Annotated in this window: 10 protein-coding genes; all 10 read right to left on the bottom strand. The window is 35.5% G+C overall.

Translation table 11 applies throughout. The annotated features are described in order from the left end of the window. Positions 1-1,257: a YeiH family protein gene (locus V6624_RS21445; protein ID WP_338840104.1), complete on the bottom strand. Its 1,257-nt coding sequence runs from the start codon at positions 1,255-1,257 to the stop codon at positions 1-3. A 208-nt stretch (positions 1,258-1,465) separates the two neighbouring features. Beyond that, entirely contained in the window at positions 1,466-3,082 is a 1,617-nt protein-coding gene (locus V6624_RS21440) for a sulfatase-like hydrolase/transferase (RefSeq protein ID WP_338840103.1), read from the bottom strand. A 202-nt stretch (positions 3,083-3,284) separates the two neighbouring features. After that, positions 3,285-3,998 carry a rhodanese-like domain-containing protein gene (locus V6624_RS21435; protein WP_338840102.1) on the bottom strand — a complete coding sequence of 238 codons (714 nt, stop codon included), beginning with the start codon at positions 3,996-3,998 and terminating at the stop codon, positions 3,285-3,287. An 84-nt stretch (positions 3,999-4,082) separates the two neighbouring features. Further along, positions 4,083-5,150, bottom strand: coding sequence for a sterol desaturase family protein (locus V6624_RS21430; RefSeq protein WP_111285426.1), 1,068 nt, complete (start codon positions 5,148-5,150; stop codon positions 4,083-4,085). A 241-nt stretch (positions 5,151-5,391) separates the two neighbouring features. Then, complete coding sequence (locus V6624_RS21425) at positions 5,392-5,985, bottom strand: DUF1214 domain-containing protein (RefSeq protein ID WP_338840101.1); 594 nt, start codon at positions 5,983-5,985, stop codon at positions 5,392-5,394. An 18-nt stretch (positions 5,986-6,003) separates the two neighbouring features. Continuing rightward, positions 6,004-6,555 carry a DUF1254 domain-containing protein gene (locus V6624_RS21420; protein ID WP_111285422.1) on the bottom strand — a complete coding sequence of 184 codons (552 nt, stop codon included), beginning with the start codon at positions 6,553-6,555 and terminating at the stop codon, positions 6,004-6,006. A 55-nt stretch (positions 6,556-6,610) separates the two neighbouring features. Continuing rightward, positions 6,611-8,536, bottom strand: coding sequence for an arylsulfatase (locus tag V6624_RS21415; RefSeq protein WP_338840100.1), 1,926 nt, complete (start codon positions 8,534-8,536; stop codon positions 6,611-6,613). 135 nt (positions 8,537-8,671) lie between these two features. Then, the gene (locus V6624_RS21410) at positions 8,672-10,594 is read right to left on the bottom strand and encodes an arylsulfatase (RefSeq protein ID WP_338840099.1); all 1,923 of its coding nucleotides are present in this window, start codon (positions 10,592-10,594) and stop codon (positions 8,672-8,674) included. Positions 10,595-10,625: 31 nt separating this feature from the next. Further along, the gene (locus V6624_RS21405) at positions 10,626-12,098 is read right to left on the bottom strand and encodes a RagB/SusD family nutrient uptake outer membrane protein (RefSeq protein WP_338840098.1); all 1,473 of its coding nucleotides are present in this window, start codon (positions 12,096-12,098) and stop codon (positions 10,626-10,628) included. A 16-nt stretch (positions 12,099-12,114) separates the two neighbouring features. Next, the gene (locus V6624_RS21400) at positions 12,115-15,246 is read right to left on the bottom strand and encodes a TonB-dependent receptor (protein ID WP_338840097.1); all 3,132 of its coding nucleotides are present in this window, start codon (positions 15,244-15,246) and stop codon (positions 12,115-12,117) included. Positions 15,247-15,409 lie beyond the last annotated feature (163 nt).

The raw sequence follows: 15,409 nt of genomic DNA, 5'->3' as shown, positions 1-15,409 counted from the left end.
TTATTTATTGAAAAGTAAAAAAGCAATAAAAAGGGTAATAATAATATTGAATAATTGTGCAATTAAGAAGGCAAATAAAGGTTTCCGGCTATTATTTTGAAGTAAATCTTTAAAATTGGTTTCTAAGCCTATACTTGTAAAAGCTAGTGCAAACCAAACTCCCTGTAGATTTTTCAAATTGTCTTTGACTGTGTCTCGAACTTCTGGATTTATAAAAAACGAAAACACGACAGAGGCTAATATAAAACCGATAACAAATTTTGGAAAACGTTCCCAAATGACTTTTAAAGAGGGTTTAGATACTGCTTCTGAGGAATTGTTATGCGTATAAGTCCAATAAATTGAAATAACAAAAGCGGCAATTCCCAATAATACATTTTGCGAAAATTTTACAATTGTACTGATTTTTAATGCTGTTTCTCCAACCAAAGTTCCAGATGCGACAACTGCACCAGAAGTATCAATACTTCCTCCGAGCCAAGCACCAGTTACCTCTTCAGGAAAATTAAAATATTTAGCAATAATAGGCATAAAAATCATCATTGGAATTGCAGTGACCAAAACGATCGAAATTACATAAGATAATTTTTTGGAGTCGCCTTTAATCGCTCCCGAAGTTGCAATCGCAGCCGAAACGCCACAGATAGAAACGGCACTTGAAATCATCATCGTTAATTCGTCGTCGACTTTTAATTTCTTGCAAAGCCAGAAGGCAAAATACCAAACCGACAAAACCACTATTAAAGCCTGAATTAAACCTAATGAACCTGCCTTTAAAATATCAGAGAAAATAACACTAGTTCCTAATAAAACCAATCCGATTTTGACAAATAATTCGGTTGATAAAGCAGCACGAAACCATTCTGGAAGTTTAAAGAAATTACCAATTGCTAAACCAATTGTCAAACTGAAAATTACGGCTTCTAAATTGATGGATTTTATTGCTGAATTTCCTGCCAGAATAAGTGCAATCAATGTTAAAAGATAAACAATTGGAAAAGTAAGCAGAAAATATTTGATTGATTTTCCAATTAAAAAAACACCAAAAGTCCCGATAGCAATCAGATATAAAAATTGTGTAAAAAGGATTTTTAGATTATTGAAATCAAATATATTTTTCAATAAATCAGAAGTATTTGACCAATTGAAAACGGGTACTTCTGGAAGAAATATAAAAAGAGAAATTCCGATGATCAGAAATCCTAGAATAACAACTGTCCAATCTTCGTGAATATTAAATTTTATTGAGGTTGACATTAAGGGGTGAATTAATTCTTTTTCAAGAATGTTAGTTGAATTGCCTCCAGCTTTAGCTGGAGATAAAAAAATGTGAGCAAGTAAATAGGCTTTAGCCGAATAAAAAGTTTGGCTAAAGCCTTTCTATATTTTGAATTTTAAACCTCCAGCTAAAGCTGGAGGCAATTGATTTTCAAACTTAAACCTGTCAGGTTTGTGTGATGTTTAATTACAAATCAACAAAGTACTTTTGTTTTCCAAAGTCGAATTCATAATACGTTAAATTAGGCCAAAGCGGTTTGATTAAACCTTTTTCCCAAGTTTGTAATGCAGTTTCTAATTCTTTTACTTTTTCAGGATTTTTAGAAGCCAAATCTGTAGTTTCCGATTTGTCTTTGGCAAGATTATAAAGCCATTTTTCATGCGTTTTTCCGCTAATGACTAATTTCCAGTCACCGCTTCTAACCGCTTTTGCATCACCAGAACGCCAATATAAATCGTTGTGCGCAACTTTATTTTCATTTACTGTTTTAACCAAATCAACACCATCATAAATTCTATCTTTTGGTAAATCTGAACCAATCGCTGCTGCAATGGTTGTAAAAAAGTCTAAAGTACTTACAGGTTGTTTATAAACCGTGTGAGGTTTAATTTTTCCTTTCCACGAAAGTGCAAAAGGAACATTGATTCCGCCTTCGAAATGAGAAAATTTACCGCCTTTAAGTGGAGCATTTGTTGTAGCAAAAGTATAATCGGCACCGCCATTATCACTTGCAAAAATGATTAAAGTATTGTCTTCTAATCCTTCTTTTTTGACTTTTTCGCGAATTCTTCCAATAGCATCATCCAATGCACTAATCATAGCAAAATAAACACGCTTGTTTTCGTCTTTAACATTTGGGAAACGATCGTAATATTTTTTGCGAACCTGAAATGGCGTATGAGGTGCATTGAACGGAATATAAAGTAAAAAAGGCTTGTTTTTATTTTTATCAATAAAAGCCTCAGCTTCTTCCGCAAATTTTTCTGTTAAATAGGCTTTTTCATTAATGATTGTGGTATCTCGGCGAATCTGTCCAATTCCAACTCGACCTTTTCCCCAAATGGTTTTGTCGGTAAAATCTTTATGATGATGATTGATAATATCTGGATTATCATCTTCTGGAGTATAAAGCGAGAAAGCCTGATAAAATCCGTAATGATAATCGAAACCGCGATCTAAAGGAAAAAATCCTTTGTTATGGCCCAAATGCCATTTTCCAATTATTCCCGTGCTGTAACCTTGTCTTTTTGCTAAATCTGCAAAAGTGATTTCCGATTTTGGAAGTCCTTGTGTTGCTATAGAAGCATCATTTGGATAATCGATTTTGTCGTTCAATCTCCAATTATCTGTTTCAATTAAATAATTAAAAGCATAATATTCTAGATTGTTTTTAGGATAGCGATCGCCTGGCTGATATTCATGTCCAAAACGTTCCTGATATCTTCCTGTAATTAATCCCGCTCTAGATGGTGAACAAATTGATGCCGAAGCGTAACCGTCTGTAAAAGTTGCACCTGATGCCGCTAACGAATCGATCTGTGGAGTTGGAGTCGATTTTCCGCCGTAGAGCGAAATATCATATTTTCCTAAATCATCTGCCAGAAGGATAATGATATTGGTCTTTTTTCCAGAAATAGAATCTTTAGGTTTTGAAGCTAAAAATTCCTTTTTTCCTTCTGCTAATTTTGGATCTTCTTTGATTAAGATTCCATAGGTATTAATCGGCCAGAATAAAAAAGCCGCAATCAGAAAAAGCAGGAGAATAGGAATTATAAATTTTTTATTGAATTTGAAGTTTGCCATATTTTGGTAAGTTATTTTTTGAATTTTGGTTTTGCGTTGTTTAATTTTTTCATGTACGGTTTGTCAGGCTGAGCGAAGTCGAAGCCCACACAAGTAGCTCCGTCACGAAAAAAAAAATCAATCTTTGTGGAGTTTTTAGCGCGGGCTTCGACTTCGCTCAGCCTGACAAAATTGTATCCAACTTTGCTCTCAAATTAGATTATCATTTCGAAGCCAAAGCCAAATCAACATCATTTTTAAGGTCTCCTAATCCATCTTTTTTGAAAACGATTTTGCCATTTTCATAAAGAATTAGAGTAGGGAAGACTTTTACTGTTTTTAGATCGGCAATTACCTGCGGACTTTCTTCTAATTCTATTTCAATTATTTTTAATTTTTCTCCATATTGAGATCTGATCGATTCTAAAATAGGTTTTACTGTTTTGCAAGTAGCGCAGTATTTTGAACCAATATCTACTAATACATAATTATTGTCCGTTAGGATTTTTTTGTATTCGGGCAATGATAATTTACTTTTTAAATTGCTGTAAAAAGGTTTTCCTCCGCCAATCCAGCTTGCAATTCCGCCTTCTAGAATATATACTTCAGAGAATCCTCTTTTGGCTAAATCGGTTGATAAAAGTCCGCTTCGATAAGCTGCAATGGAGTAAATAAATACAGGTTTTGACGGATTTAAAGCAGCAACGTGTTTTTCGTAATCTTCAGATTTCAGATTAAAATTTAGAGCACCTTCAATATGGTTTAACGCAAATTCATCTGCACCTCTGGCATCAATTATCTGCGGATTTTTTTGGCTTTTGATTTTAGAATAAAAAGCATCCAGCAATATATTTGCACTATTTCCCTGTGAAAAATTTACAATCGTAAAAAGCAGAAATACAGCTGTAAAAGTCTTTTTAAGTATTTTATTTTTCATATAAATTTATTTAAAAAGCCAGCTTACATTCAATTTAAGTTAGATTAAATGTAAGTTGGCTTAATTTCTATTTTTGATTTAAAATTAAACCTGCTCCAAAACTGGAGTTGGTTCTTCCGTTTGTACTGTGTTTTCTACAGGTCTGGCTTTCAAAGGAAATGCTAATACGCCTTCGGCAAGAGAACTTCCTTCTTTTTTAGATTTAAAAATTGGCCAAAGAAACTGTGCGTACCACTCTTCTTGTTTGTATGATTTTGTACCAAATGATTTTGGATATTTTCGAGTAATCAATCCTGTTCCAAAAATGACATCCCAGATAAAAAACATATTTCCGAAGTTGCCTTTAAAATGTCCAACACCATCTCCGCTTGTGTCTGCGTGATGCGCATGATGCGTTGCTGGAGTAGAAATCAACCTTTCTAAAACCCATGCAATTGGGTGTAAAACTTTGTATTTGTAAAATGGTTTGTCCCATGGAATACTTGAATGAGCGCCTAAAGTGATGATACTTTTAATTACTAAAACAAATAAAGCTGGTAATCCTAGACCTAAATAAGTTAAAGTTGCTGTCAAATAAATTTGAGAAAAGAAAACCGTATAAATAAAGTTTTGTCTAGATGCCATTGCCATTCCCATGTAAGGAGCAGAGTGGTGCGTTCTGTGAAAACGCCATAAAAATGGAACTTGATGGTGTAATCTGTGGTACCAATATTGCGTTAAATCATCAGCAATTGCGATCAGGAAAAAACCTCCCCAAAACGGAACCCATGATAAAACATTAGCAGAATTTGGTAATAAATATGGTAAAGCATTTAAGCTGAAAAATGCAATGATTGGTGGTAAAAGTAATTTTGGTGCTAAGAAACAAACAATGTCAATTTTACGTTCTTCGCCTGTCCATTCATCGTCATAAAGACCTGCTGCAAATTCTATAACTCCCAAAACAAGCATAAAAACTGTTAATCCCCAAGTGCGGATGTTTTCAAAAGCTGGTTTTGCAAATTCCAAAAACGAAGGTAATGTAAGATGAGATTCGCTTACAGCTCCACCGCTTAATTTAAAGTAAAGGTAAATTGCCAATACTGGCAATGAATAAATAAAGAAGCTTATTGTTAAGTCTCTTACTAATTTTTCTTTTTGAACTATTGCCATGATTTCTTATTTTAAAAATTGATTAATTATTGTTAGTCCTCCAGCTAAAATTGCTAGCGGAACTAAAAACAAGATTATCCCAACGACAATCTTTTTTCCTATGATTTCATAATCTACTCGTTTCATATCTTTTTGTATTTGAATAGTTTAATGTAAAAATAAATAATTTAACTTCTAATTCTATGGATGTAGTAGAGTTTTATTTTATAAATTTTCATTAATTTGTTAGAATCCTTTAATTTTATTTTACTTTTTGAATGGTTGGAAGCGTCTCAACCGTTAAATTTTCTCTCAATTTTTCAGAAGGCAAGTACAAACGAATGATCAAACTTGTTTTTTGAACATTAGTGATCGGAAGCCAGTTTTCTTTCTTTTCTGTACCCGAAAGGTTGATTTTATAAGAAGTGCTGTCGGCTTCATATTTTACATCTTCCAAATTGTAACTGTATTTATTGATTGGGTTTTTAATTAAAAAACCGTTTTCATCATAAGCTGTAATGCTCCAGTATTTTGCATCAAGTTTTTTTCCGTTAATGATATAATCCGATTTTGGATCTAATTCATTTCCTTCACTATCAGTACTTGTGCTTAAGTAAATAACTTCTTTTTTAGTTAAAGCATACGGGCCGTAAACTGCTACTTGAGCAATGGTAAGTAAATCGGCTGTGTTGAGGTCTTTGTCTTTATCAACCGTTTTCCAATTCCCAATAGTACGCTGTGAATCGCTTTTTCCTGATTTGATATTGTAAATACCAATACCGCTTCCTAAAACTACAGCCAAAAGGACTAATCCTAACCCGATTGCTATTTTCTTAATTTTTTGATTTAAAGCCATTTTGATTTGATTTTAAAATTAATTCGCTAATTTTTCTACCGTAACTCCATGCTGTAATTCTTCCAGTTTTTTTACAGGATATGCTTTTGAAACCAAATAGCGGAAAAGAATTAAGCCTTTTGTAGTCGGACTGTAAATGATTTTTTCTTTTGGAACATTCTTTAAAACTTCAGAAGTGCTTCCTTCTGGAGCTAAATAATATTCGAATTTTGCTTTTACTTTTTCTTCATTTTCCACAAAAAAGTTAGTGGTATTTTCCTGATAAGCAGAGATTGACCAATAGGTTGAATCAGGAACAATTCCAGAGATTTTCAATACATTCTCTTTCAAATCATAATTAATTGTAGAATACAAAAAATCAGGATTTGGAAGCGGAATGACTCTGCTGTTCTCCGCGTTAGGCTGTTCTCCAAATCTTGGTGTATTTACATAGCCCGCACTTTTTTCGGCAAATTTATTTTGCACATAATACGGAACTGCCCAGATCGTTAAGTAGTAAAAAGTCACTGCAATTACTACAAGCACTAAAGCAAAAATGCTTTTTTTGATAAGTGGTTTTGTTGCTGCCATAGTTTGCTTTTTTAATATCAGAGCTATTAATTAGTTAACAGCTCTGATAACATTATTATTTATTTTTCTTGTGAATGCGCTGTCTCAAAACATCTTGCCAATCGATTAGCGGATAAAGATTATTTTTTTTCGCTTGATTGTCAAATTCAGCCTGAAGCTCTTTTAATTTTTCTGGGTATTTTTTAGCTAAATCGACTCTTTCATTAAAATCCGTATTTAGATTATATAATTCCCAAACGTCATTATCAAAATTACTTGGCTCGTCTTTTTTAGATAAAGCATCATTTTGAGTAATGTCAATATAATCAGGATGATGTGGCGCCGAAGCTTTCCAGCCATCTTTATATAATGATCTTGAACCAAAAATATAGTAATGTTGAATTTTATGTCTTGAAGGTGCTTTAGCGTCAGCATAAGAATAGGCTAGAGAAGTTCCTTGAATAGAATCCTGAGCAATTCCTCTGATGGTTTCTGGCGCTTTGATTCCAACAGTTTCTAAAGTTGTTGGTAAAATATCAATTACATGTCCGTACTGGTTACGAATTCCCGGCGTTTTAATTCCTTTTGGATAATAAATAATCAACGGATTTCGTGTTCCTCCTTCAGAATGTGCATCTTGTTTTAGATTTCTAAAAGGTGTATTTGCTGCCAACGCCCATCCGTGCGGGTAGTTTTCTTTTGTTGCCGCTGGAGTTCCTAATAAAGCAGTTTTAGCCAAATTAGATTTTAAAGACTCTTCTTTAATCTTAGGATCAGAAAGTTTTCTAAATGATTCGTCAATTAAACCAATTGAACTTCCTTCTTTACTAGCTCCGTTATCTCCCAAAATAATATAGAAAATAGTATTATCCAGCTGATTAATAGATTTTAGATGATCTACAATTCGGCTTACTTCATAATCTGTATATTCTAAATATCCAGCGTATATTTCCATAAACTGAGCATATAGTTTTTTCTCATCTGGAGATAAAGTATTCCATGCAGGTACATAAGAATCACGAATTGTTAGTTTTGCATCAGAAGGAATTAAACCTAATTTTTTCTGATTGGCAATTACTTTGTCGCGATAGGCATCCCAACCATCATCAAATTTACCTTTGTATTTATCGCTCCATTGTTTTTCTACCTGATGCGGAGAATGTGTTGCTCCTGGCGCATAGTATAAAAAGAACGGTTTGTTTGGTGCGGCATGTTTCTGACGATCAATGTATGTGATTGCTTTATCGGTAATCAATTCGCTTAAATGTTTTCCTTTAAGATCGGTCGTAAACTCATTTTTAGATCTGTCTTTTTCGGCACCATTTAATTTTGTGCTTCCATTTAGCCAAGTCTGGTCTTCAACCAAATCAGGATTGTATTGATCGGTTTGAGAACCTAAGAATCCATAAAAATGCTCAAAACCTTTTCCAGTTGGCCATCTGTCAAACGGGCCAGCATCTGTTGCATCTTCGTCGGGAGTAACACCATATTTTCCAACTGCAAAAGTGTTGTAACCGTTGTCACGCAAAATCTCAGCAATTGTTCCCGCCGAAGAAGGAAGTCTTCCATCCCAGCCAGGAAATCCTGCTGACATAGAAGTATGAGAAAATCCGCCAACATGTACAGCGTGAGAATTACGCCCAGTTAACAAAGCAGAACGTGTTGGTGCACAAATGGCTGTGGTGTGAAAGTTGGTATAACGCAAACCGTTATTAGCCAGTTTTTCAAAAGTTGGTGTATTGATTAATCCTCCAAAAGCACTTGTTGCTCCAAAGCCAACATCATCTAATAAAATCCAAACGACATTCGGCGCGCCTTCTCGTGCTTTTACGGGCTCAATCCAATATTCTTTAGAATCGGCTAAAGTTTTACCCACAACTCCTTTGTAATTTGGATCAGGTTTTGATTGCCCAAAACCAAATTGAGCAAAAACCAAAGCTGTCAACAAAAGACCTTTTTGTGGAGTTTTGAGATTTATTATGTTATTTTTTATTTTTTTCATCTCTATAAATTTATCCTGCAAGGTTTCCAAAACCTTGTAGGTATGATTTTCAAACCGAGGAAATCATTAAAGATTTTTCTGGTTTGGATATTTGAAACCTACAAGGTTTTGGAAACCTTGCAGGTTATGTAATCATTATTTTGTAGTTTCTGTATCTGCGGGTTTAGTTACTTGTTTTACTAAATCTTGCAGTGTTTTTCCTTTATCAGCTGCGGTGTTATGAATTCTTCTGTTGTAAACATCTTGCCAGTCAATCAACGGATAAACATTGTTTTCCTTTGCTTGTTCGTCAAATAATTTTTGAAGTTCAGCTAGTTTTTCAGGATATTTTTTTGCCAAATTATTACGTTCGTTAAAGTCTTCGTTTAGGTTATATAATTCCCAAACATCAGTATCAAAGTTACTTGCCGCTGGTTTTTCGCTTTTTCCTAAAGATTGTTTTACAGCAAATGAATCTGGTAAATGTGCAGCCGAAGCTTTCCATCCGTCTTTATAGATTGCTCTATTTCCAAAGATGTAGTAATACTGAACTTTGTGCAATGATTCTGCTTTTGGATTATCTAAAGAAGCTTGGAATGAAGATCCTTGAATAATATCTTGTTTGATTCCTTTGATATATTCTGGAGCTTTAATTCCTGCAATAGCTAAAGTTGTAGGAAGCAAATCTGTAACATGGCTGTATTGATTTCTGATACCGCCTTTGTCTTTAATTCCGTTTGGATAAAAAACAATCAACGGATTTCTTGTTCCACCTTCTGAATGTGCATCTTGTTTCCAGTTTTTGAAAGGAGCATTCGTTGCCTGCGCCCATCCTAAAGGATAATTCGTATTTAAACCTTTTGCAGTTCCGATTTCACCAATGTTATTTAAGTTGCTTTGAAGATTTTCTTCATCCGATTTTCCTTGAGAAAACAAACTTTGATTGATTGTTCCTTGTAAAGTTCCTTCTTTACTAGCTCCGTTGTCACCAATTGCAACAAAGATTAAAGTGTTATCAAGCTGTCCGCTTTGTTTTAAGTAATCCACAACTCTTCCAATTTCATAATCAGTATAAGTCAGGAATCCAGCGTAAACTTCCATGAATCTTGCATAGACTTTCTTTTGGTCTGGAGTTAATTTTTTCCATTCTGTGATTAAAGCGTTACGATCTGGCAACCCAGCATTTTGAGGAAAGATTCCCAATTTCTTTTGGTTAGCCAATACTTTTTCACGGTAAACATCCCAGCCTTCGTCAAATTTTCCTTTGTATGGTTCAACCCATTTTTCAGCCACTTGATGAGGTGCGTGAACAGCTCCTGGCGCATAATACAAGAAGAATGGTTTTCCAGGCGCTGCTTTTTGCTGTTTCTGAATATAACTGATTGCTTTGTCTGTAATCAATTCATTTAAGTGACGTCCGTCTGGTTTAATATGAACTTGATCTTCTACTAAATCAGGATTGTATTGATCGGTTTGCGAACCTAAGAATCCATAGAAATGATCGAAACCTTTTCCAGTTGGCCATCTGTCAAACGGACCAGCATCTGTAGCATCTTCATCTGGCGTAACACCATATTTTCCAACTGCAAAAGTGTTGTAGCCGTTGTCACGTAAAATCTCTGCAATTGTTCCTTTATCAGAAGGAATTCTTCCGTCCCAACCTGGGAAACCAGCTGATAGAATGGTATGAGAAAATCCGCTAACGTGAACTCTTCCAGAATTTCTTCCAGTTAATAAAGCGGCGCGAGTAGGAGCACAAATCGCTGTGGTGTGAAAGTTGGTATAACGAAGTCCGTTATTGGCCAGATTATCAAAAGTTGGCGTATTGATTAAACCTCCAAAAGTGCTTGAAGCTCCAAATCCAACATCATCCAATAAAATCCAAACAATATTCGGAGCGCCTTTTGGAGCCGTTACAGGCTCTGGCCAATATTCTTTAGAATCGGCAAGAGTTTTTCCTATTGTTCCTTTAAACTCTTGTTGTTCTTGTGCAAAGCCAAATTGTGCAACCAGCAATGCCGTAATCAAAAGCCCCTTTCCAAAGCTTTTGATTATTGTGGTATTTTTAAAATTTTTCATCTTTTAATAGTTTTTTGGTTTGTGGTTCTAATTAATATCCAGGATTTTGAGGTAAACCATCTGGGTTAATATTTCTTTCGCTTTGCGGAATTGGGTAAAGATTATTTCTTTCCGAAACTGAGTTTTTAGCCGTTACTTTTTTCACTTCGGTAACCAATGTTCCCCATCTTACCAAATCGTACCAGCGCTGTCCTTCTTGAACAAACTCTTTTTTGCGTTCTTCCTGAATTGCAGCTCTAAAAGAAGTTTGGTCTAATCCAACTAAATCTACTTCTGCATCAGGCGTTGTAATTGCTTTTCCGAAAGCTCTTCTTCTCACTTGATTAATCAATTCGTAAGCTTCAGCAGTTGGTCCGCCTTGTTCATTTATCGCTTCCGCTAAAGACAAAAGGATGTCTGCATAACGAATAACCGGAAAGTTGATCGCAACATTTGATGGAGTTGCCAGATTGGTTAAATCCAGATATTTTTTGAAAATTGGCTTAGGAAAAGTATAAAGCGTTCCCGTTGATGGATTAAGCAATTGTTTCGCATAACTCACATCTCTTCTTTTATCTCCCGGTGCATAGATATCATAAAACAATGCAACGTCTGAGATAATATCTGCTGGTTCTGTTGCTGTAAATCCTGTAAAAGATGTCGCCTGAAAAGTACTTCCGCTAGAACCATTTCCAGCTTGATTTGGTTCAAACTGAACAGAGAAAATATGCTCTTTTCCGTTCTTTTTTGTTTTAGTGAAAATATCTTGAAAATCTTCAAACAAAGCATATCCGTAACCGCCGTCAATAACTTCTCTTGCTTTTGAAATAGCATTTGGCCAGTCTTTTCTAGTCAAATAAACTTTAGCTAAAATTGCTTTTGCGGCACCAGAAGTTGCGCGTCCAGCATCTGCTGCTGTATATGTCTTTGGTAAAGCTTCAGCATCAGTTAAATCTTTAACGATTTGAGCGTACACTTCGTCAACTGTAGAGCGATTTGTTTTTAAATCTCCTAAATTGATAGAAGTTGCTTCGTGCAAAACAATCGGAACTCCACCCCAAAGACGAACTGCTTGAAAGTAAAGCAATGCTCTGATAAATTTAGCTTCGTTAATCAATCTTGTTTTGATTACTTCAGAACCAGACACTTTCGGAATATTGTCAATAGAAACATTGGCTCTATTGATTCCGTTATAAATTTGTCTCCATGCCACCTGAACGCGGTCATTAGTAGCATCGTGCGTTAAACTGCTCATTGCTCTAACTTGCGGGTTTGTCGCAGAAACTCCTGCAGCTGCGTAATCAGACCCCATATCAGTTAGGAAATAAAGGTTTCTTCCAAACAAACTTTGTTCACCTGGATCAAGGCTCAGCGAAGCGTAAACAGCAGTTACACTTGCAACAGCATCATCTTGAGTGATAAAATAATTGTCTTCGGTTACAAAAGAGTTTGGAGTTACCTCAAGCTCCGTGCACGATACAAATAGGCCGGCACTTAAAAGGAATGTTATAATGATCTTTTTCATTTTGATGTTTTTTTACTTAGAATGTTACGTTCAAGCCCGAGATGAATGTTTTTGAGTTTGGATAAGAACCAAAATCAATTCCCGGATATAAGTTGTTTTGTTCGTATGAACTTACTTCTGGATCGTAGCCAGTGTATTTTGTCCATGTAATTAAGTTTTCTGCTGAGATGTAAACTTTTACGCTTTTTGTTCCCAGTTTTTTAGAAACGCTTTTAGGTAAAGTGTATCCTAATGTGATTAATTTCAATCTGAGGAAAGAAGCATCTTCAACATAGCGTTCAGAAACAATTCCTAGCGGTGAACTAGAAGCTCTAGGAATTTCGTTACTCGGATTTGTTGGTGTCCAGCGGTCATTTAAAGTCGCTGCAGCATTGGTTCCAAGGGTAGAAATTTCTAACTGCTGATTTAAAGCATTGAAGATTTTTCCGCCGTATGCTCCTTGAAAAGAGAAATTCAGATCAAAATCATTGTATGAAACTGTATTGCTGAAGCTTCCCACAAATTTTGGCTGAGAAGTGCCTAAGTTTCCTTTATCAAGAGCGGTAATTACACCATCTCCGTTGGTATCAACATATTTTCTATCTCCGACTTTGGTATTTGCCAAACTGTTGATTTTTGGCTGTGTGTTAACTTCTTCCTGAGTCTGGAAAATTCCGTTGGTTCTATATCCCCAAAAAGTTCCTAAAGGCAACCCTACTTTTACAATTACGGGCTGTTGTTGTAGCAAAGATCCGTTTGGCACTACAGGAAAAAATTCGTTTACACCATTTCCGATTTCGGTAACTTTATTTCTATTTAAAGAAAATACGATGTTCGAGTTCCACGCGAAGTTTTCTGTTTTAATGTTTTCAGTTGTTAAACCAACTTCAAAACCTTTATTTTCAACTCCACCAATATTTTGAAGAACTGTTGCATAACCAGAACTCAATGGCACTGGAACGTTGATTAATAGGTCCTTTGTCTTTTTGTAATACACATCAAAAACAAAATTGATTTTTCGATCTAATAATGATAAATCCAATCCAACGTTATACTGATTTGTTTTTTCCCATTTCAAATCTGGATTTGACAATCGGGTAGGAGCTAAACCGGTGTATAATGTTCCTCCAAAAGAATAGTTTACAGATCCCATTGAAGCCAACGGAAGATAATTTCCAATTTCTTGGTTTCCTGTAGTTCCTGCTGTAATTCTCAATTTTGCTTCCGTTACACCTTTAATATTGTTGGCAAATTCTTCGTCAGTAATATTCCAAGAAAATCCAGCAGAAGGGAAATAACCCCAAAGCGATTCTGAACCAAATCTTGAAGAACCATCTGCACGTCCAGATAAAGTGAAATTGTATTTTCCTTTATAAGAATAATTTACTCTCGCCAGCCAAGATTTCAGAACACTTTCGTAAGCATCACTATACGGTTTTACAGGAACACCATCTTGAATGGCATTGTAAGTATTGGCATCATTAACAAAAGTCTGCGCTCCAGCATTCACAACTTCGCCTTTTGTATATTGAAGCGTATAACCGCCCAAAGCAGAAAACTTATGATCTGCGCCAAAATGAGTATTATAATTCAGCGTATTTTCATTCAGAACAGAACTTACTAATCTTTCTCCAATAGAAGCCAAACCTTTTGTTCCTGCACCTGTAGTAGTGTTTGAAGGCGCGTAATAGTTTTGTTTCGTATTCAAAACATCACCGCTTACAGCAACTTTTGCCGTTAATTCTTTATTGAATTTATACTCGCCAAATAAACTAGTTAGAATTCTGTTTAATTTGGTTTCGTTGGTTGTGTTATCCAAATCGTTAATCGGATTCGGAACATAACCATTTACGGAAGTTGCATAAGGATTGTTCGTTACATTGTAACTGCCATCCGCATTTTTGATTGGAACAACCGGAGCAGTTAAAACAACGCTAACCAATGGATTTGGATTCCTTCCAGCTCCCGCGCCGCCATTTGTACCGACACCATTTGCAATCGAGTTGGTATAATTAGCATTTACCCCAAATTTGAATTTCTGAGAATAGTTTCTTTCATAGTTGGCTCGCAGAGAAATACGTTTGAAATCTGATCCTAAAACAATACCATCTTGATCAAAATACCCTGCAGAAACTGCATATCTTGATTTTTCATCTCCGCCAGAAAATGATAAATTATGGTTTTGTACAGGTGCCGCAGTTACAAAGGCTGCCGATTGCCAATCGTAATTTCCAGAAGTTTTTAAAGCTTCAATTTGTTCAGGAGAAAAAGAAGGAGCTTGGCCAATACTTGCCTGAACATCGTTTCTTAAACTTGCCCATTCGCTGGCATTCATTAATCTCAGTTTTTTTGAAATATTCTGGAAACCGAAATAACCTTGGTACGAGATATTATCTTGTCCTTTTGTTCCTTTTTTGGTCGTTATAATAACGACACCATTAGCACCTCGAGAACCATAAATCGCTGTTGCCGAAGCGTCTTTCAGAACTTCAATAGATTCTATATCAGCTGGATTAATGGTCGATAGAACGTTTACGGTTGCCCCAGCATAAGTTACTCCAGCTCCACTGTTGCTATTATCGTTGTAAATTAAAATTCCGTCAACAACATAAAGTGGTTCATTACCAGCAGTAATAGAGTTTCCTCCACGAATGCGAACACTAGAAGAAGCACCTGGACGTCCAGAACTTTGTGTAACTACAACTCCAGCCACAGCACCTCTTAAAAGATTATCTGCTGATGAAGTTACCTGAGATAAATTGGCTTTTGGAACCGAAGCTACAGATCCTGTAATGTCTTTTCTCTTCTGAGTTCCGTAACCTACAACTACCAATTCGTCTAGTTCTTGGCGTTCTTCTTTAAGATTAATAATTACTGGATTTTTCTCAACAATGACTTCCAATTTTTTATATCCAATGTAGCTTACAATCAATGTGTAGGGAAATTTCTGTCCCGTCTGAAAATAAAATTTTCCTTCTGCATCTGTCACAACACCGTGAGTTGTTCCTTTAATGGTTACTGATGCACCTATAATGGGCTGATTTGTAATAGCGTCTACTACAGTTCCGTCTAGTTTGGATTGAATAAGAGGTGTGGTATTCTGGGCTTGTATTCCTGCCGTTATCAAGAGTAGAAACAGCAGTATGTGTATGTTTAACTTTTTTTTCATTTCTTTGTGTTGGTTTTAAGTAATTAACAAGACGCCCTGAGCACTGTTTATACAGCACTCTAAAAGTGTTCTTGATTTAGTGATAAATGTTCTTTAAGCCTTGCCATTTCTGTTGCCGCAGAAATGGCTTTTTTTATTTACAGCAACAGCTTTGCATTGTTTT

The organism is Flavobacterium ginsenosidimutans (genome assembly GCF_037478105.1).
GTDB classification, from domain to species: domain Bacteria; phylum Bacteroidota; class Bacteroidia; order Flavobacteriales; family Flavobacteriaceae; genus Flavobacterium; species Flavobacterium ginsenosidimutans.
The sequence above is the reverse complement of the archived record's forward strand: the minus strand, read 5'-3'. Positions and strand labels throughout refer to the sequence as shown.